Source organism: Sphingopyxis sp. PAMC25046, from assembly GCF_004795895.1.
In the GTDB taxonomy this organism is placed as follows: Bacteria; Pseudomonadota; Alphaproteobacteria; order Sphingomonadales; family Sphingomonadaceae; genus Sphingopyxis.
In genome coordinates, this window is record NZ_CP039250.1 from 3,125,133 (window position 1) to 3,146,239 (window position 21,107).

The window sequence follows — 21,107 nt, forward strand, 5'->3', positions numbered from 1 at the left end:
CCGATGAACGCGCCCGAAACCATCATCCCCGCCCCGGACTCGCTCGCGCAGGACGACCGGCGCGCTACGGTGCCGCTCGGCAAGCGTGTGCGGCGGCTGGTCGTACAGCTCGGTCCGTCACGGATGGCGGCGACGATCGCCTTTCTGGTCGTCGCGATCCTGATCGCGCGTTTCAGCTGGCAGATGCCCCTGATCAACGCCGCCGAGCGTGCGCTCTATGATGCGCGCGCAACGCTGATGGCGCCCAAGGTCGAACAGGACAGGCGCATCACCCTCGTCACCTATAATGACGAAACGCTGTTCAACACCGGCATCCGCTCGCCGCTCGACCGGACATTGCTCGCGAACGCGCTCGGCAATCTCGACCAGATGGGCGCGAAGGCGATCGGCATCGATATCGCGTTCGATTCGCCGCGTCCCGACGACGAAGCGCTGAAGGCGCAGCTCCGCGCGATGCGGACGCCGACATGGCTCGCCTATGCCGAACAGGCGAGCAACCCGAACACCATCTTTTACGAGCAGCAGAAGTTTCTGGAATCCTTCATAGCCGACGTGACGACCGCGAAGACCGGGCCGACGAGCGTCCTGTTCCGTACCGACGAAGACGACGTGATCCGCAAATGGCCCCATCGACCGGCAAATCTGCCCCCGTTGATGGCGAACGCGCTGGCCCCGGTCGATCCGGCCTACGCCGATTATCAGGGCGGCATCCGCTTTCTTGTCCCCGCGCGCGCCGCCGCGGGGCAGGAAGAGCCGGTGTTCGCCAACATCCCGATCGATACCTTCGCGATGCCGATGGATGCCGAAATGCGCGCGGGCTTCGCCGAATTGGTGAAGGGGCGCTATGTGCTGATCGGTGGCGACATCATCGACAATGACCAGTTCAATACGCCATTGAGCCGCTTTCCCGACGCGATCACCGGCCAGCATGAAACGATGATCGGGCTCGAGGTGCACGCGCATATGCTCGCGCAACAGCTTGATAACGCGTGGCCGCGCCCGATAGGGGCGCCGGCGCTCTGGGTGCTCGCGATCCTGATCGTCACCGCAGGCGGACTCACCAGCCTGATCGACCTGCGCGCGCGGTGGGTCGCACTGGCCTTCCTTGGACAGATGACCTTCTTCGTCGCCTTCCCCTTCTGGCTACACGGGCGCGGCATCGACACGACGACGCTGCCGACCTTCGGCTGGGCGGTCGGCTGGCTGTTCGGCTATGCCGCGGTGGGCACCGCGGCGCGCACGATAGGATCGCGCCAGCGCGCCTTCGCCCAGTCGGCGCTCGGCAAATATCTGCCCGCCGACGTCGCGGCGCAGATCTTGCGCGATCCCGACCAGCTTTCGCTGCACGGCGAGCGACGCAACATCTTCTGCGTCTTCACCGACCTCGAAGGCTTCACCAAACTGAGCCACGCGGTAACGCCGGAGACCGTCGCGCGGCTGCTCAACGAATATCTCGATCGCCTTTCGGACATCGTGCTCGACCACGGGGGGACGATCGACAAGTTCGTCGGCGACGCCATCGTCGCCTTCTGGGGCGCGCCGCTCAGCCGCGCCGACGACGGCGAGCGGGCGGCCGCCGCGGCATTGGCAATGTACGAAGCGGGCGAAAAATTCCGCACCGATCTCGCCGCCGAAGACCTGCCCCCGATCGGCATGACGCGCGTCGGCCTACATGTCGGCGACGCGATCGTCGGCAATTTCGGCGGCGAAGGGCGCATCCAGTACACCGCGCTCGGCGACAGCATGAACACCGCCTCGCGGCTCGAGGCGGCGAACAAGGGCCTGAAGACCGGCGTGCTGATTTCTGCCGAGGCGGCCGCCCGTTCGGGCCGCGACGATCTCGTCCCGATGGGCCGCGTGACGCTGCGCGGAAGGGCGCAGCCGGTCGACGTCCTCACCCCGCGCCCCGATCTTGTCCCGGAACGGCGCGCCCGCATCGCCACGCTTGTCGCGGCGCACGCGGCGGGCGATAAAAATGCCTATGTGACCGCCGCCACAGCATTGGCCGCGGAGTTCGCCCAGGACGCTTCCATCCTGTTCCTGATCGAACGCCTGAACGAGACCGAAAAGGGAGAAAGCTATGTCCTTTCCTGACTTCCCGATACGCCGCCTCGGCCTGACCGCCGCTGCTGCCGTCGCCGCCATGACCATGGTCACCGCCGCCGCCGCGCAATCGATGGTCGTCCGCTCGACCGGCCCGTCGGCCGCCAAATATCCGGCCGGCGCGCGGCTCAAATCGACCGACAAGCTGACCCTCGTCGCCGGCGACCGGATCGTGCTGATGCAGTCGGGAAAGACGCGGACGCTGTCCGGTCCCGGCACCTTTGGCGCCACCGGCACCGTGCAGGCGAGCCAGTCGCTGGGCGGCAATGTCAGCCGGATGCTCGCCAAGGGGCCGACGATGCGGTCGCGCGGCGGGTTTTCGCGCGGCCCCGACGACCCGATCCCGGCCGAGCATCGCGCGCCCAATCTCTGGCTCCTCGACTATCGCGAGGGTGGGACCTTTTGCGTCCTCGATCCCGCATTGCTGATGCTATGGCGCCCCAATATGCAGGGTGATACCGCGCTCGAGATCGAAAGCGGCGGCAAGAAGACGACCGTCGCGATCGTCGATGGCGCCAATTTTCGCAAATGGCCGACCGACGTCCTGCCGGTGCAATATGGCGCCGAATACCGCCTTTCGGGCGGCGGGCTGGCGCAGCCGGTGACGGTGCGTTTCGCCGCTGTCGAAAACGCCCCCGATACGCCCGAGGGGTCGGTCGACATGCTGATGAGCAAGGGTTGCACGCCGCAGCTCAACCGCCTCGTCGATACGATGTCGGAAGCGGAGGCGGGTTGAGCAGAGGTAAAGGCCGCGATTGAACGCGCCCTATCCGTCTGATATTATTCCCGGGAAATACCGCCTGTCGCGTGGCGGAACCTTCCCTGGGTCGAAATTCGCTGCGTCGGGCTATCGGCGGAGCCAATGAAATGGGCGCCCCGCAATCGGGTGCGCCCGAACGCAAGGGGTGGTGATGGCCGTGTCGGGGGATATGGGATTTCATGGGGCCGCAAGGTCCAGGCACGCGGCGATCCGCAGGCTATTGGCCGGCTCGGCGGGATTGATCGCGGCCGCGCTGCCTGCCCCTCTATGGGCACAGGCAACGCCGCAAATCCCGACGCGCGAAGAAATCCAGCGCCCGGCGCTGCCCCCCGCCGCGCAGCCCGGCGAACAGATCGTCGCGATCGACGACGGCATCGAACGCGCGCCCTGCCCGCTTGCCAGTCCCGAATTCGCGAATATCCGCTTCACGCTGCGCGGGGTCGAGTTTTCGCGCGTCGAAGGCATCGACAACAGCCTGCTCGCTCCGAGCTGGTCCGATCGCGTCGGACAGGAGCTGTCGATTGCCGCGGTGTGCGAGATTCGCGACCGCGCCGCGACGATCCTGCGGTCGCAGGGCTATCTCGCCGCGGTCCGCGTGCCGCCGCAGACGATCGGCGACGGCATCGTCCGGCTCGACATCCTTTCGGCGCGGATGACGCGCATCGAAGTGCGCGGCGACGCGGGCGCTAACGAAGGGCTGTTGCAACGCTATCTCGCGCGGCTCGACGACGCGCCGGTGTTCAATATCGCCGATGCCGAACGTTACCTGCTGCTGGCGCGCGACATCCCGGGGATGGACGCACGGCTGACGCTACGTCCCGGCGCGGTTGCCGGCGAGGTCATCGGCGAAGTGACCGTCACGCGCACGCCCGTAACCTTCGACTTCAATGCGCAAAATATGGGATCGCGCGACGTCGGCCGCTGGGGCGGCAATGCACGCGCGCGCTTCGCCGGCCTGACCGGCATGGGCGACCTCACCACGGTCAGCTTCTATGCGACGCCCGATTTCGACGAACAGAAAGTGGTCCAGGCGTCGCACGAGTTCCGCGTCGGCGGCGAAGGATTGCGCCTTGGCGCCAGCTACACCTATGCTTGGACACGTCCCGACCTTGCTGGCCTGCCGATCAAGTCGAATACCCAGATCGTCAGCCTGTTCGGTTCCTATCCGCTCGTGCTGACGCAGGCGCGGCGCTTGAGCGTAGGCGGCGGGCTCGACATCATCGATCAGGACATCAGCCTGACCGGGGTGCCGCTCAACAAGGACCGGCTGCGTGTCTTGGGCCTGCGCGCCGACGCCAGCTGGATCGACCCCGCCTCGATCGCTGGTCGCGGCGGCTATAACCCCGGCGAACCACGCTGGTCGCTCGCCACCTCGCTCGAAGCGCGGCAGGGTCTGGATTTCCTTGGCGCCAGCGACGATTGCGGCCCGGGCGGCACGGCCTGTTTCCTGCCCGGCGCGGTGCCGCTGACGCGCATCGAGGGCAAGCCCGACGCATTCCTCGTTCGAGCCAACGCGCTCGCCGAATGGCGGCCCGCAAAAGCGTTCACACTGTCGGCGGCGCCGCGCGCGCAATGGGCGGCCGACCCGCTGCTCGCCTATGAAGAATTTTCGGGCGGCAATTTCACCGTCGGGCGCGGCTTCGACCCCGGCACGGTGATCGGCGACAGCGGCGTCGCGGTGGCGCTCGAAGCGCGCTATGGCTCGTTCGTTCCCGCCAATACGAACGCCTTCGCCTTTCAGCCCTTCGTCTTTTTCGACGCCGCCTGGGTGTGGAACAAGGATACCGCCTTCGACGGACTCGATCCGCAAAAACTCTATTCAGCGGGCGGCGGCGTGCGTGTCGCTTATGGCAACCTCGGCCGGCTCGACGTCACGCTCGCGGTACCGCTCAACCGCGGCGGCTTCCTCACCGAACGGCCCGATCCGCGACTGCTCGTGTCGCTGACCACCCAATTCGGCGTAGGGGCGCGCTGACCATGATCTTTGCATCGAGGACCACTGCCATGCGTGCCACCGCCACCTTCTCGCCCGTCCGTAAAGGCAAGCAGCACCTGCTGACCAGTTGCGCGATCGCCGCCGGTATCGCCGCGCTTGCCCATGGCGGCCCGGCGCAAGCGCAAGTGGCCGGTTCGGGCAGCTTCGTATCGGGCACGGGCTCGATCGGCAACGATGGCGCGACCAACACGACGACGGTGAATGTCGGCGGGACGGAAAGCATCATCAACTGGGTGCCGACCGACACCGCGCCGACGGGCGGCGCGATCGATTTTCTGCCCGCTGGCGAGAATATGAATTTCGTCGGCACCGGCGACTATACCGTCCTCAACCGCTTCGTGAACGGCGGCGGCGGATCGCTCGGCCGCCAGATCGCCCTCAACGGGACGGTTAACTCCTATACGGGATCAACCAGCGGCCCGCGCGGGGGCAATATCTGGTTCTACAACGCGGGCGGCATCCTGATCGGCGCCAGCGGAGTGGTCAACGTCGGCAGCCTGCTGCTCACGACGAACGACATCGTGACGACCGGCGGCCTGTTCGGTCCCGGCGGCACGATCCGCTTCAGCGGCGCGTCGGGCAGCACGTCGGCGATCACCGTGAACGGCGCGATCAATGCGGATATCGTCGGCAGTCCCGGCAGCTCCTATGTCGCGCTGGTCGCGCCGCGCGTGGTGCAGGCCGGTGCCGTCCGCGTCGACGGATCGGCCGCCTATGTCGCCGCCGAGCAGGCGAATATCCGCATCAACGGCGGCCTCTTCGACATCGACGTGACCGTCGGCGCCGAAGGCGGTGACGCGATCACCCATACGGGCACGACCACCGGTCCGGCGCACCTCGACGCCAATGGCAACCAGAGCCGTATCTATATGGTCGCCATTCCCAAGAATGACGCGGTGACGATGCTGGTTTCGGGCGCGATCGGCTATGACGACGCACTGTCGGCGCAGGTCGATCCCGACGGTGCGGTGCGCCTGTCGGCGGGCTATAATATCGTCGGCGGCGAAATCGCCGCGGCGCCCGCCAATGCGACCGCGGCGAACATCGCCGCCAGCGATACGCTGTTCCGCAGCAATACGATCGCGCGCGCCAGCGGCACCTTTGCCGCCGGGCCGACACAGGTGCTGCCCGGATCGCCCACGCCGCTGTCAGCGGAAGGACAGTTCTTCGTCGAAGGCAGCGGGACCTTCATCGGCGACGCCAGCGCGACGGTTTCTATCGGCGCCAATCAGTCGGGCGGCGCGACGGGGACCCTCACGGTCCAGTCGGGCGGCCGTGGCGGAACGCCCGGCAACGCCGCGATAAACGTCACCGGAGGGACGCTCTCGACGCCCGGCGCGCTCACCATCTCGGCCTCGGGCACGCCCGACGCGGTCACCGGCGATGCGCAGGGCGGCACCGCCAGCCTGACGATCACGGGCGGCAGCGTGACGACCGCGGGGGTCACGGTCGAAGCCAATGGCTTCGGCGACCTCGACGCGGGCGGCACAAGCGGCAACGGACGCGGGGGCAGCGCCAGCATTTCGGTGAGCAACGGCGGCAGCTCGTTGACCGCCGGCAATATCTTCATCAACGCGGTCGGAAGCGGGGATAACAGCTTCAGCACCGCTCCCGCCGTCAACGGCAGCGGGACCGGGGGCACCGCCAGCCTGACGGTCGCGGGCGGCGGCAGCGTCGGACCGGCAGCCCTGCTTTCGCTCGACGCGAGCGGATTTGGCGGCTTCGGCCTGACCCAGTCGGGCGACGGCACCGGCGGCACGGCGCGCATCGCGGTGTCGGGCGCGGGATCCTTCCTCTCGGCAACGCAAAGCTTCGTCGACGCGACGGGCGAAGGCGGCGGGAGTTTTGGTAGCTTCCAGACCCAGAATGGCGGCAACGGAACGGGCGGGACGGCCGAAATACTGATCAACGCCGACGCGACTTCGGTCGTGTCGCTGGGCAATCTCGGCGCCTTCGGTATCGGGAGTGGCGGCAACGCTCGAGGAAGCGAGAATACGACCGGCGGCGACGCGCTGGGCGGTTCGGCCCGCTTGATCGTCGATGGCGGCGCCAACGCGCAGTTCACCCAGGTCGTGCTCGACGCGTCCGCGGCTGCCGGAACCGCCACCACCCCCAGCGGCACGACCGGCCAGTCGGGCAACGCGCGTGCGAACGATGTGACATTGACCGCGACGAACGGGTCGACGATCGGCAGCAGCGGCTTCATCAACCTTTTCGCCGTCGGCATGAACCCCTATCCGTTCAACCCCGCCGGTGAGAATTTTGGAGCGGGCACGGGCGGCAATATCGCGGTGAGCGCGACCGCCGGAGGGACGATCACCACCGGCAACCGCCTCACCGCACAGGCGATGGGCGGAAGCATGTCCGACACCGTCCGGCAAAGCGCCGGCGACGGCATCGGCGGCAATGTCGATTTTCTCGCCGATGGCGGAACGATCCAGGCCGAGGTCTATGACGTGGATGCCAGCGGCAACACAGCCAATGTTACCGGCACGGGCGGCACGGCGCAGGGCGGCACGATCGACATCTTCGCGCAGAACGGCGGACAGTTTGTCGCAACGCTCGACGCGACCAACCGTTTCGACGCCAGCGCCACGACGGGCATCAGCGCGGCGGGCACGGCGGCCACCGGCGGCACGATCCAGCTGATCGCCGACGCCGGCACGATCGACCTCGGTATCGGCGCCAACCTGTTCGCCGACGGCCGCTCGGGCGGCGCGGCGACATCCGGCGCGGCCGATCCGACCGGCGCCGGTGGCGCGATCCTGATCCGCGTCGAAGCCGATGCGACGGACAGCAGCCGCATCGACACGGGCGACCTGTTCGCGTCGGCCGGCGGCCAGACCCAGGCCGAGAGCGAAACACCGCCCGGCGTCGAACTTCCCGCGGGCAACGGCCAGGGGGGCACGATGACGGTGGAGGTCGCGGGCGGCACCCTCACCGGCGGCGTCCTCGATCTCTCGGCGAATGGCCTCGGCGGCGGCGGGGCGGACAGCGCAACGGGAACCGGCGGCAGTGCCACCTTCAGCCAAACGGGCGGGACCGTGTCGGTTGGTGACATAAGCGTTGCCGCCGACGGCTTCGGTGGCGCCGTGCAAGGCACGTCGGGAACCGGCGTCGGCGGTATCGCGACGATCGACCTGTCGGGCGGCACGATCACCGCGGCCGACATTATCGCCTCGGCCAGCGGCACCGGCGGTATCGGTGTGACCGGTGACGATTTCGACCCACTCAACATCGTCGCGAGCGGCGATGGCGGCGTCGGCCGTGGCGGCACCGCAACGATCAGCATCGACGGCACAGCGGTCGTCGATGCCAGCGTCATTCAGGCGAATGCGCTCGGCACGGGCGGCGACGGCGGCCAATTCGACAGCTTCTTCAACGGGATAGTGGGCGACGCAGGCAACGCGGGCGAGGGCATCGGCGGCGAGGCGACCGTCAATGTGCGCGGGGGCACGACGACCGCGAGCAGCGTGATCGCCGACGCATCGGGTATTGGCGGCGATGGCGGCTACAGCTTTTTCTCGGGCAGCGGCGCTCCCTCGACCGGCATCGGCGTCGGCGGCACCGGCGGCACCGGCCGTGGCGGCACCGCGACGATCGCGCTCGAAACCGCCATCGACGGCGTCGGCGCGGCGAGCAGCGTCGCGCTCGGTTCCGGCGGCGCGGGCGGCGATCACAATGTCGGCGGCAATGGCGGCGACGGCTTCGGCGGGACGGCGCAGGCGATCGTCACCGGCTTCGAGGCCGGCGACCTCGCGGTCATTATCGATTCGACCGGCACCGGCGGCAATGGCGCCAATGGTGCCGACGGCGCGGGCGGCGGCGGCGGCAACGGCACCGGCGGCACCTCGCGCATCGCGGCCGAGGGCGCGGGAGCGAGCCTGACCGCGATCCAGAGCAACCTCGTATCCGGCGGCATCGGCGGCAACGGCGGCGCGGGCGGGCTGGGTTTCAGCTCCTTCCCGGCGGCCGCCCCCGACGGCGGCAACGGCGGCAACGGGCAAGGCGGCGCGATCGAGATTGCGGCGAACGAAGGCGGCACCGTAGCACTTGGCCTCGACAGCGGCGACGACGCCGTCTCGCTATCGAGCAGCGGCTCCGGCGGCGCGGGCGGCCTCGGCAGCAACAGCAGCTTCGGTGAGGGAAATCAGTCGGGCAACGGCGGCGACGGCGGCGCGGGAACCGGCGGCACCGTTCGCCTTGCCGCAACCGGCGGGACGATCACCTCGAACGGCGAAACGGTCGATATCACTTCGAGCGGCCTTTCGGGCGAGGGCGGCAGCGGCGGCAACGGCCAAGGTGGCGGCGTGGATGGCGCGCTTGGCATTTCGGGGCAGACCACAGGTGGCCGCGTCGTGATCGAAACGGCGGTCGGCGCTTCAGGTGCCGGCCAGATCGACCTCGGCCCTACGAGCATTGCGGCGAACGGCGATTTTGCCGGGCGCATCGAATTGCGTGCGGGCGGCACGATCAGCTTCGCCGGCCTCGATGCCGAAGCTTTGGGGATCGCCGCCCCAACGAACAACGACACCGACACCGCGCTCGCGGGAATCTTCGTCGCGCCGACCGGCGGCACGATCGTCAGCCAGGGCGACGTCTCGCTGACCACAGACGGCTCCGTCGGCGTCCATGCCCAGTCGAACGGCATCGTCGATGTCGACGGCATTCTGACCATCGACGCGGGCGACCAGATCGACATCCGCCACGATGCGCGCGAAGGCGGCGGCCCGACGCTGCGCGCAAGCGACAGCCTGACCGCAAATGCGGTCACGAGCATCAGCGGCGCGCCGGACAGCCTGATCGCCGCGGGCGGCGCGCTGTCGCTGACCACCGACGGAACGATCGGCGTCGACGGCCTCGCCGGCAGCGACATCACGCTCACCAGCACCGGCGCGACGACCGTCGAACATGCCGAAGCCGTCAATGATTTCACCGCGAACGCCGCCAGCTTCGCAACCGGCCTCAATTCGATTATCACCGGCGGCAATATCGATATCACCTCGCCCGGCGCGGTCGATCTCGGCAATTCGAGCGCGGGCGGCTTCGTCCAGGTTTCGGGGCAATCGATTGCGTTCAACAATATCGACGCGGGCCTGACGGTCGGTCTGTCGGCGGACGGGACGGCGCCGGGCGCCGAGGGTATCAGCGGCGGATCGATCGCGGCCGGCGGCAACATCAACCTGTTCGCGAACAGCATCGCGCTGAGCGGCCCGGTGACGGGCGACGCCTCCTTCTTCGCCTTCGGCACCGGCGGCGCGGTTTCGGTGAACGGCGCCGACGTCGCCGGCACGATCTCGATCTTCTCCGCCGACGATCTTTCGGGCAGCTTCATCGCGGGCGGCGACATCTTTCTCAATTCGGATGGCAACATCGATGCCTCGGCGCAGGCGAACGGTGGCTATGTCGATGGCAACGGTCTCGTCACCGAAGGCAATTTGTTCATCATCGCCGCAGGCGACGCCGCGCTGACCGACAGCTCCGCGGCGCGCATGTTCGGCATAAGCGCGGGGGGCGGCGCATCGATCGACGGCGGCATCGCGGGCGAAGACATGCTCGTCGTCGCCGGAACGACCGCCAGCCTGACCGACGTCAGCGTAGGCGACGACCTCACCGTCAACGCGCCGGGAAACATCGACGCAGTCAATGTCAGCGCGACCGGCGCGGGCGCCGACACGCGTATCCTCAGCTTGTCCTCGGGTTCGGGAAGTCCGATCTTCACCATCGGCGTCGGCGACGGAAGCGGCGCCGACATCGTGATGTCGTCGACGGCGGGCATTGCGGGCGGCGGCGTTCGCGCGCTCGGGGACGTGACGCTGACGGCGAGCAACGCCATCGGTCTCACCTCGGTCCAAGGCCAGAATGTCGCGCTGACCGGCGCGACCGGCATCGATGTGGATGCGGCCAATGTGCTCGGCGCGACCAGCCTGAACAGCAGCGACGGCGATATCCGTATTGGCAGCCTGCTCGCCGCAGGCCCGATCGATGCCAGCGCCGATGCGATCCGCATCGAAGGCGGCGGCGACCTGGCCTTTGCGTCCCTCAACACCGACGTCGGCGACGCTTACGTCCGGGCGACGGGCGATCTGTCGATTGCAAGCGCCGACGTCGCCGGAACGGCCGACTTCGGAACGCAAGCCGAAGGCATGAGCATCGGCACGCTCACAGCCGCCAACGCGATCCTCGCCAATTCGGGCGGGTTCCTCAATCTCGACAGCGTGACCGTCGCGGGCAGCATCGACGCGAGCGCGCTCGCATCGCTCGGCATCACCGGCGTCGTCACCGGCCAGTCGATCGCGCTCGCCTCGGCGAACATAGCGATAGGCTCGGCGGGCCGCGTCGGCACCGCGGGCGTAACCCAGCAATTGTCGGTCGCGAACAACAATAGCGACAACCAGACCTTCGTCGGCGGCGCATCGGGCACGAGTGTCACGGGCTATCATATCGACGCCGAAGAGCTGACCCGCCTCTATGGCAGCCAGATCGAAATCTTCGCGCCTGCGGTACAGGCCGCCGGCGGAACCTCGGTCGGGTCGGCGGCCCCGCCCGACCTCATCGTCGACACTTTCACCATGGCGGGAGGTGCATCGAACTCGAATCTCGGCGCGAACGGCGCGCTGACCATCCGCACGCCGGGCAAGATGCGCGTGGTCGGCAATGCCGAACTGACCGGTCTCACCGACGCCAACACGCTCAATCTCGTCGCGGGCGATGCGCTCGAAGTCGTCCTCGGCCAAGGAAGCGTGCGGCTCGTGAACGGCGCCGGCCCCGCGGGGCAGCTCAACATGGTCTCCGAAGACGTCATCGTCGCCACCGCCGGAGCCATCGCCGATGTCGGCGCGGCCACCTCGACCAGCGCGATCAACACGCGGCTCGCACAGAATGACGGCGTCCTCCTCGACGAAGGCGCACTCTTCGCACGCGGCATCCGCGCCGAGGTAGTCGGGGGCTTCTATGTCCAGAACAGCGGGGCAGGAACCGACCTCGCCCAGCGCCGCGGGCTGACCTTCGGCACCGGCGGGCTCGACGTCGTCACCCAGGGGCGCTCGCGCATCGTCGTTAACGGCGTGCAGCTTGGCCCGAACGGCCAGGTGACCGGCCTCGACACGCTCCAGCTTCTGACCGTCGCCGGCGCGGTGCCGACCGTCGGCAGCTATGATCGGGGGTCGACGGTCAACGGCTGCCTTATCTCTAGCCCGAACGTCTGCGCCACCGTCGTTTTCGACAATAATTTCCCGGTGCAGGATGTCATCGAGGAGATCGACGGCGACGAGGACAGCGCAGGCGAAGGCAACACCCTGCCGCAGCCGCTGATCACGATGCGCGAGGTGGACCCGCTAACCGGCGCACCGCTTCTCGACGATCCGGTGACCGGCGCGGGCAACGACGATCTCTGGACGCCGCCCGCGCAGTAACAAGCGTTTCGGTTGACGTCGACCGGCGTAGCAAGGCATGGGCGCGGTCATGACCAACGCCCCCGCCCTTCCGCTCAAGCTGTTCAACAGCCTGACGCGCAGCCTCGAAATCTTCGAGTCCGTCCACCCCGGCGAAGCGCGCGTCTACAGCTGCGGTCCGACGGTCTATAATTACCCGCATATCGGCAATATGCGCGCCTATGTCTTTGCCGACACGCTCGGCCGCACGCTGTCGTACAAGGGCTACAAACTCACCCACGTCATCAATATCACCGATGTCGGCCACCTGACCGACGACGCCGACGCGGGCGAGGACAAGATGGAAAAGATGGCGGCTGAGAAAGCCCAGTCGATCTGGGACATCGCAAGGCATTACACCAAGGCCTATTGGGCCGACGTGAAAGCACTCAATATCCGCCAGCCCGCGCACTGGTCGATCGCGACCGACTATGTGCCGCAGATGATCGAGTTCGCGAAGGCGATCGCCGACAAGCATTGCTACGAACTCGAAAGCGGCCTCTATTTCGACACGTCGACGGTCAGCCATTACGGCCGCCTCGCGCGCCACGGCACCGATGAGGGCGAGAGCCGCATCGACCCGGTCGACGGCAAGCGCCATCCGGCCGACTTCGCGATATGGCGCAGGACGCCGCCGGGCGAAAAACGCCAGATGGAATGGGATTCGCCGTGGGGCAAAGGCGCGCCGGGCTGGCACCTCGAATGCTCGGTGATGTCCGAGGCGCTGCTCGGCTTCCCCTTCGACATCCACACCGGGGGGATCGACCACCGCGAGATCCACCATCCGAACGAAATCGCCCAGAACCAGGCGCACAGTTGCAGCGACGCCAGCGGCGCGCGCTTCTGGATGCACAATAATTTTCTCGTCGAACGCTCGGGCAAGATGTCGAAGTCGAGCGGCGAGTTCCTGCGCGTTCAGCTGCTCATCGACAAGGGCTATCACCCCCTCGCCTATCGCCTGATGTGCCTGCAGGCGCATTATCGCAGCGAGCTCGAATTTTCATGGGAGGGGCTTGGTGCGGCGCTGACGCGATTGAAGCGGCTGGTGATGGCCGCCGCGCCGGTTCGCGAGACCGAAGCGACCGAGGTAACCGACCGCCGCCTCGCCGATCTGCTCGACAGGTTCGACGCGGCGATGTCGGACGACCTCAACACGCCGGTCGCGCTGACGTTGCTCGAGGAAACGGCGGCGATGAAAAAGATCGACGCCGGCCAGAAACGCGGCGCGCTCGCCGCGATGGACGCGGTGCTCGGCCTCGACCTCCTTACGATCGATCGCAGCGAATTGCGCGTGCGCCCCAAGGCAGCCGCGATCGGCGAGGATGAAATCGAAGCGACCTTGAATAAACGCAAGGAAGCCCGCGCCGCCAAGGACTTCGCCGCCTCCGACGCGCTGCGCGACACGCTCATCACCGCGGGGGTCGAAGTCATGGACGGCGATCCGCTCGGCTGGGAGTGGCGGCTCGACAACTAGCTTCTCGCCCGCCATGATCGGTTGCAGAACAGAACCGAAGAGAGGCCAAATGTCGAAAACCGTTACCGTCCTGTCGGGCCTGATCCGCCCGCTCGTCGAAAACCGCCTGCCCGACTGGGTCGAACCGCGCTTTTTCGCGTCGAAGGAGGAGGCGCTCGAACTGGCGCCCGGGGCCGAGATCGGCTGGTTCGACATGTACGACAAGAAGGATATGGCCGCGGTCATCACCGCCGCGACGCAGCTCAAATGGCTCAATTCGATCTACGCCGGGGTCGACGGCATGCCGCTGGACCTGCTGCAGGCGCGCGGGACGATCGTGACGAACGGCGCCGGAATCAACGCGATCACCATCGCCGAATATGTCGTGATGGGCATGCTCACCGTCGCCAAAGGCTATCGCGACGTCGTCCGCGCGCAGGAACGCCGCGAATGGCTTATGGACTCGCCGGGCAAGGTCGAGCTGTTCGGGTCGAAGGCGCTGCTGCTCGGCTATGGCGCGATCGGCAAGTTGGTCGAAGAACGACTGAAGGCGTTCGCGGTCGACGTCACCGTGGTGCGCCGTTCGCCCGGTCCGAATACGCTCTCCCCCGATCAGTGGCGCGAACGGCTCGGCGGTTTCGACTGGGTGATCCTCGCCGTCCCCGCCACACCCGAAACCGATGGCATGATCGGCGCCGCCGAACTCGCCACGATGAAGCCGAGCGCGACGCTCATCAACATCGCACGCGGCAGCGTTGTCGATCAGGACGCGCTCGTCGCCGCGCTCGACGGCCAGCAGATCGCGTCGGCTTTCCTCGACGTCACCACGCCCGAGCCGCTGCCCGCCGACGACCCGCTGTGGAGCCTCGACAACGCGCACATCACGATGCATCTGTCAGGACGCGCGCAGGACAAGATGTTCGTCCGCTCGGCGCAGCGCTTCCTCGAAAATCTGGGTCGCTGGAAAAAGGGCGAAGCCGTCGAACCGCGCGTGGACCTCACGCTGGGTTACTGACCCGGCCGCTCGGCCTTCAACTCGCGCACCAGCGGCTGCAACCGCATGTCATATTTGGCGAGCGTCGGGCGCGCGCCCGCATTGTCATAAAAGCTGACGAGTTCGCGCCCGTTCCAGCGGTGGAGCGCATAGGCGGGCTCTTCGGCAACGATCATCGGGCGGTCGTCGGGACGATTCTCGTCGATCGGGCGAAGATCGAGCGACACCTGCGGCGCTGTCGACGAACAGATCGCTATGGTCCGCCCCTCCCACGCCACCGTCACGCTGCGGTGGAGGTGGCCACAGATCAGACCGCGCACTTGGTTGTGGCGGCGCACGACCTCGGTGAAGGTCGCAACCCAAGGTTCGTCAGGGTTGGTGTTCATCCATTCGATCCCGCTTTCGACTGGCGGATGGTGCATCACGATATAGGTCGGCTTGGCGCTATCCTTCGCAAGTTCGGCGTCGAGCCACGCCGCGCGCCTTTCGCAGAAGGCGCCGCCATGGCGCCCTTCCTCGAGCGTGTCGACGGTAACCAGCCGGAGCTCGGGAAGCTCGACCGTATATTGAACGAAGCCGTTGCCGTCGTCGAAATCCGGGAAGTGCGCGTAGAAACTGTCGCGCAGATCGTGGTTGCCGACGCTCGGCCAGACCGGGAAAGGGCAGCGCGCGAAAATCTCCGCGAGTTCGCGATAGCTTTCCCCGTCGCCGCGGTCGGTGATGTCGCCGGTCGCGAGCAGCAGGTCGGGGCGGTTCGGCCCGTCGATCAGCATGTCCAGTACCCGGTCGAGCCGCTCGCGATTATATTCGGCCGGATTGCCCGGATCGAACCCGATATGGATATCTGTGATCTGTGCGATCAGCATATCGGCCCCTGCCCCCTGCCGCCCAAAACCTATCCGCCCCGTCTGGCCCCATGCAAGGCGGGTGTGCGCCACGTCACTTCGTAAAGGCCCCGCCCCCCGGTTCCTGTGATCAGGCTCACACCATAGGTAGCGCGCAGAGGTTTATTTGTGATTGCGGTCACATTTTTCTTGCGCTGGCGCTGCGGCATCCACGGTTTGCCACCGTCCGAATGATATTCGTGACACATCGCGCACGGCGATTCGGTTGCGGTTTCGACCTTCACCAGCCGCGCGCCATTCTCGCCCACATGGCAGTCGCGGCACTGGCGGACGCCCGGCACGAGCAGGTCGGTCGACGCCTTCGACGCGGGCGCCGCGACGTGACAATCGGCGCAGGCGGTTTCCTTGTGCGCGTCATGGTCGAACCAGCCTTTTTGCAGATAGCGCGGCGTCTGGTTCACCGCCGCGACGCGCCAGCTGTTCCCGGCCTGCGGCGCGAAGATCGTATGACAATCGTAACAGGCGCCGCCCTTTGAAAAGACCGCGCGCACCGCATCTCCTGCGCGCGACGGTCGCACCGCGACCTCGTTGAAATAAATATTATAGACCTGCCCCTCGGCATAAGCGCCCGGCCGCCGCCGTTGCATCCCGCCAAGCTGGAGTGGCCGCGCCGGCGGCGCCGAGCGGTAATAAGCGGTAAGGTCCGCGACGACCTGCCCGGGGTCGCCGTGCCGCAAAGTTCGCGTCACCCCTCCCACGGTCTCGAAAGCAAGGCTGTGGCACATCGCGCAGTCGCGCTCCATCTCGACCGGCTTGACCCGCACGCCATCGGCCTCGACGCGATGGCAATTTTCGCATTCGAGCTTCTTGCCGAAATCATGGCGGCCGCGGAAGCTCGCCGCCATGCGCGCGACCCCGCCGGTCGCCTGCAAGTGCATGTCGTGCGGGAATTTAAGGCCGTTGTAATCGACGGTCCCCTTGGCCAGCGTCGTGCGCACCAGCTTGCCGCCCGGCCCGGGGCGCACGAGGGGGCGGAATTCGGGATGACTCGTCCCGAAATCACTGGCGTCGGCAAGCGTCGTCGGATGCCCGGCAATCTTGAGCCGCGCCGACATGCCGTCGTGGCAATCGGCACAGAATTTCTGCGGTGTCGCCGCCATCGGCCCCGCGCCCTCATGCTCGGTGTGGCAATCGACGCACCGGCCTTGCGGTTTGTTGAAGGTTTTGGCGAACCCAGCAAGGATGCGCTCGCCCACCCCCGGCGGATGGCGCGCGGCGAGCAGCATCGCAGTCGGTGCATTGGCGTGCGCTGCGCTCATCGCCTTGTGCTCGCCGGTGTGGCACCCCACGCACGCCTTGTCGGTCACCGCAACGAAGGGCTCGACATGGCACGACTGGCAGTCGTTCTTCAGGCTCGCGTGCGCGCTCGATAATGGGCCCGAGAGCCACGCGCTATCGGCATGATAGCCGTCGGGACGCTCGTCCACTTGCCGGTAGCTGTACCACGCCCAGATCGGCCCGACCAGGAAGGCGAGCAGCATCAACAGGCCGAACGCCCACGCCGCGATGCGCTTGCCGGGCATCGTCCCCGCGAGTGAAAAGGCCTTCGCCTCGTCGACGTCCTTCGACGATTGCGACAGTTCGTCTATCCGTTCGACCAGCAGGATGATCTTGTCATCCTCGCGCGCGATCGTCAGCCGGTGCCCCCCGAAGCGCAGTTCGGCGCCCGCCGCGCTGTCGATGTCGGCCACATCGACGCTGCGGCCGTTGAAATCGAAGCCCAGCCCCTCGAGCGCCGCGACGCGCACATGACGCCCGTCGGCGCTGCTGATCGTCGCATGGTGCGGGTTCACCGCCAGGTCGGCGACGTGGATGATATTGCCGCTCTCGCGCCCGAGCGTGATCGTGTCGCCCGGCAGCGCCTGATCGCGGACGATCTGCTTGCCGGTCTTGGTCGTCGCGATGCGGCGGAGAATGAAGCTCATCGTCCGCGCCTCACCAATAGAAGAAGACGCTGATGATGTGCGCCGACAGCGCCGCAATCAGTGCGAAGGTCAGCGGCACATGCACATAGAGCCAGATTTCGAGCAGCGCCCGGATGCGAAGATGCTTGCGCAGCCGGGCGAGCGCGGCCTGCTTCTGCGACAATAGCCCGACGACCTTTTCGCGCACCTCGGGCTCGCTGCTGCGCGACGCCGACAGGGCGCGATGGGCGGCAGCGGTCGCGCAATTGCGGTAACGCCCGCTCAGCCGGGCCCGGACGCCGCCCGCGAACGGATCCTCGTCGAGCGCGGCGAGCACCGGCGCGGTATCTTCGGGGGTCAGCGGCTGCGCGGCGCTGTGCAACTGGCGGTCGAAGGCGCGGATCGCCTCGAGCATCTGCATCTGCGTCATCTCGTCGCGATTGTTCGACAGCGCCTGCGGCAGCGTCGCATAGACGATCACGCCGTAAAGACCCGACAGGATCACCAGCATCATCAGCGCCCAGGCGAGCGTGTGGACGTTCCAGCCGAGCTGGAACCCCGTGTGCCAGGTGCCGATGACGATCAGGCTGAGCCCGAGGTAGACATGCGCCGACGTCCACGCCTTCAATGACCAGTGGCTGCTCGTCATCTTGCGCTTGCGATAGCCGAGCGCGGTCAGCCACAGGATCAGCAACGCCCCGATCGTGCCGAGCGTATAGCCGTACCAGCTGCCGCCATTATGCCGCGGCGTGACGTCGATCAGCGCGTAGGAGACAATGATCAGCAGGCACAGCCCGCCCGAAATCTTCGCCCAGCGAAAGCCCGCATAGCGAAGGAAACCCTCGTGCCGCCGTTCGCGGACACGTTCGGTCTGCGTCGCCTTGTTACGGCGTCGCTCGAAAAGCGTCGCCATCAGTCCGCATCCTCCTCGAGCCGCGCGATCGACAGGAATTCCTCGGGAGACACGCGGATCGCGGCGCCGGTCGGGCACGCCCGGACGCACGCGGGACCTCCCGATATGCCCTTGCACATGTCACACTTCACCGCGATCTTCTTGGGCTTCTCGTCGCCCAATTGCTTCTTGGTCCATTTGGCCGACGGCTCGCCCGGCCCGGGGCCGAAACCGGTGAGCAGCCAGCGCAGCAGGCTCGGTTTCTCGGGTGGCGCCGCTTCCATGCGGATCACGCCATAGGGGCAGTTGCGCATGCAGTTCCCGCAGCCGATGCAGCCGGGCTCCATGAACACTTCGCCGTCGGGACCGCGGTGGATCACGTTCGGCGGACAGTCGGCCATGCAATGCGGATGCTCGCAGTGGCGGCAGCTCGTCGGCACGTGCAGATGCGCGAAGGTCTTGCCCGCCTCGCGGTCGAGCCGCGACAGGCCTTCGTGGCTGTCGGCACACGCTTTTTCGCAATTGTCGCAGCCGACGCACAGATTCTCGTCGATCAGCAGCGCGTCGGTTGCCTCGCCGAGCCCCTCCTTCATGATGAAGCTCGCGGTGTCCGAATAAAGATCGACTACGCTCGAATAGGTCGCTTTCCGCGATTCGATGAAGCTGTTCATCGCCGCGCGCTCGGCCACCGCCGCCTCGGTCGCCTCGCGCACCTGCGGCCGCGCGGCGAGCATCTTGCGAAAGCTCTCGCCGGTCAGCTTGATCAGCTCGGCGCCGACGGCGGCCTTGACCGTGGCATTGCGCGGCGCTCCGCTCAGCACGCCCATTTCGCCGAAGAAGCTGCCCGCGGGCAGATAGCGGAGGAAGATCGGCTTGCCGCCGATGTCCTTCTCGACCACCATCGACCCCGACCGGATGACATAGACGTCGTCGCCCTGCTCGCCCTCGGTCAGCACCACCTTGCCCGCGGGCACACGCTCGACCTCGGCGGTGTCGACGACGGGACCGAGATCGTCAACCGTCAGCCCGCCCTTGAAGATCTGAAGCAATTGCCGTTCGAGCGAGATGCGGTTGATCGCGCGTTTCGCGCCCGGGACCGAGGCCATCAACTTCAAGGCCGCGGTGCGCGACACCTCGACGAAGATGCCGTCCGCACCCGCGCGGATCGTCGCGCCGCGCTTGCGGCCAGAGATCAGCCCGACCTCGCCGAATATCGACCCCTGTTCGATCGGCACCGTCACGCCCGGACCGACCTCGACCTCGGCAAAGCCGTCGGCGATCGCAAACAGCGACGATCCGGGTTCGCCCTTCTCGAAGACGACATCGCCCTTGCGGTAGAAGGCGACCGTCGAATCGAGCATGAATTCGCGCATCTGCAGCGGCGACACGTCGTTGAAGATACTGACGCGCGTGCGCAGATAGTCGAGCCACTCGCTGACCGACTTCTTCTGCGGCAGGTCGGCAAGGATTGCCGCCAGATCCTTTTCGTCCGCCGGGGTCAGGTCATTATTGCCATTGATGAACTCGACGACGTCATAGCCCTGGTTCATGCAATGCTTGATCAGCGGATAACCCGCGAGCGCGCCGATCACGAAGATCCCGGGCACCGTCGATTCAAAGGTCGGCGACAGCTTGGGAAAGGCCTCCCGATCGGGCCCGGTGAACTCGATCCCCATCGACTCGACGAAGCCGCGCGGCGCGACCGACCCCAGCCGCGCAACGATCACGTCGCACGGGATCGTCTCGTCACCGTCGGGTGTCTCGAGCGTCAGGAAACCGGGCTCGACCTTCTTCGGCTGCGTCTCGGTGCGGATGCTCATCAGCCCGTTTTCGCCCGCCTCCATCATGTCGGCGACATTCTTCGCCTTGGCGCGCGCGAAATCCTTCGAGCGGTTGAGGATCGTGACAGTGTTTTCGAGTGCTTCCTCGGCAACGCCGAGCGCATTTTCGATCCCCGCATCGCCCGACCCGACGACGGTGATATGCTTGTCCTTGAAATCCTCGGGATCGTCGACCTGATAGATGATGTGCGGCAAGTCGGCGCCTTCGCAGCGCATCCGGTTCGGATTGCCCTGCGTGCCGATCGCGAGCACGATATTTTCTGCCCGATAGACGTCGCCCTTCGTCGTCTTGATCGCGAAGGCACCCTTCTCGCCGCTCACTTCGGCGACTTCGGCGTGATAGGCGACCTCGACCTTGTTGTTCGCGGCATCCTCGTCCCAATTGTCGAGGATATATTCGCGCGCACCTTCGGCGAAGCGGCAGTCGGATCGCAGGTCGAGCCGCTCGGGGGTCGCGAGCACGCGCTTGCCCTTCTGATATTTGAAGATGGTGTCGGAGAGGTGATCGGTCTTTTCGAGCAGGATGTGGCTAAGCCCGAGCTGCCCCGCGCGCGACGCGGCGCTGAGGCCTGCGGGCCCCGAGCCGATGATCGCGACCTTGACCGCCTCGCTCATGCGGAAACATCCCCTCGCCAAGGGAGAATGATCAAGATACCGGTGAACGCATACACGGGCATCCCATTCCCCCCAATCGCTTAACCCCTAAGCGACGCTAACCACGGATGCGACCCGGACTTATCGTCCTCGCGACGAGCTATGCGCTTGAAAGCGGGAAAAGGTCAACCGCCCGGCCGCCAGAATCGGCAGTTGCGAGCCATTATCAACT

General features: G+C 66.7%; 10 protein-coding genes. 6 read left to right on the plus strand and 4 right to left on the minus strand.

The window, feature by feature from the left end; all coding sequences use genetic code 11:
* The first annotated feature begins 3 nt into the window (after window positions 1-3).
* The 6 genes from E5675_RS14765 (at window position 4) to E5675_RS14790 (ending at window position 14,760) form a co-directional block, all read left to right on the plus strand.
* Window positions 4-2,094 carry an adenylate/guanylate cyclase domain-containing protein gene (locus E5675_RS14765; protein WP_136175182.1) on the plus strand — a complete coding sequence of 697 codons (2,091 nt, stop codon included), beginning with the start codon at window positions 4-6 and terminating at the stop codon, window positions 2,092-2,094.
* Window positions 2,081-2,839 (plus strand): hypothetical protein, encoded by a 759-nt coding sequence (locus E5675_RS14770; protein WP_136175183.1) that lies wholly within the window; start codon window positions 2,081-2,083, stop codon window positions 2,837-2,839. The genes E5675_RS14765 and E5675_RS14770 overlap by 14 nt, the downstream gene beginning before the upstream one ends.
* Window positions 2,840-3,101: 262 nt before the next feature.
* Window positions 3,102-4,838: a ShlB/FhaC/HecB family hemolysin secretion/activation protein gene (locus tag E5675_RS14775; protein ID WP_247594634.1), complete on the plus strand. Its 1,737-nt coding sequence runs from the start codon at window positions 3,102-3,104 to the stop codon at window positions 4,836-4,838.
* 29 nt (window positions 4,839-4,867) lie between these two features.
* Window positions 4,868-12,274 carry a hypothetical protein gene (locus tag E5675_RS21920; protein WP_136175185.1) on the plus strand — a complete coding sequence of 2,469 codons (7,407 nt, stop codon included), beginning with the start codon at window positions 4,868-4,870 and terminating at the stop codon, window positions 12,272-12,274.
* A 49-nt stretch (window positions 12,275-12,323) separates the two neighbouring features.
* Window positions 12,324-13,766 (plus strand): cysteine--tRNA ligase, encoded by a 1,443-nt coding sequence (cysS, locus tag E5675_RS14785; RefSeq protein ID WP_136175186.1) that lies wholly within the window; start codon window positions 12,324-12,326, stop codon window positions 13,764-13,766.
* 49 nt (window positions 13,767-13,815) lie between these two features.
* Complete coding sequence (locus E5675_RS14790) at window positions 13,816-14,760, plus strand: D-2-hydroxyacid dehydrogenase (RefSeq protein ID WP_136175187.1); 945 nt, start codon at window positions 13,816-13,818, stop codon at window positions 14,758-14,760.
* On the opposite strand, the gene E5675_RS14795 is transcribed toward E5675_RS14790, so the two are convergent.
* Genes E5675_RS14795 through E5675_RS14810 form a run of 4 tightly spaced genes read right to left on the minus strand, consistent with a single transcriptional unit; the run spans window position 14,754 to window position 20,896 of the window.
* Window positions 14,754-15,605, minus strand: coding sequence for a metallophosphoesterase (locus E5675_RS14795; protein ID WP_136175188.1), 852 nt, complete (start codon window positions 15,603-15,605; stop codon window positions 14,754-14,756). The two genes, E5675_RS14790 and E5675_RS14795, sit on opposite strands and share 7 nt — an antisense overlap.
* Before the next feature lie 29 nt (window positions 15,606-15,634).
* A complete protein-coding gene (locus tag E5675_RS14800) occupies window positions 15,635-17,569 on the minus strand; it encodes a cytochrome c3 family protein (protein WP_136175189.1) in 1,935 nt (644 codons plus the stop codon).
* Between the two features lie 10 nt (window positions 17,570-17,579).
* On the minus strand, window positions 17,580-18,461 hold the full coding sequence (locus tag E5675_RS14805; protein WP_136175190.1) for a hypothetical protein: 882 nt from the start codon (window positions 18,459-18,461) through the stop codon (window positions 17,580-17,582).
* The gene (locus E5675_RS14810) at window positions 18,461-20,896 is read right to left on the minus strand and encodes an NAD(P)-binding domain-containing protein (RefSeq protein WP_136175191.1); all 2,436 of its coding nucleotides are present in this window, start codon (window positions 20,894-20,896) and stop codon (window positions 18,461-18,463) included. Before E5675_RS14810 ends, E5675_RS14805 begins: the two co-directional genes overlap by 1 nt.
* Window positions 20,897-21,107 lie beyond the last annotated feature (211 nt).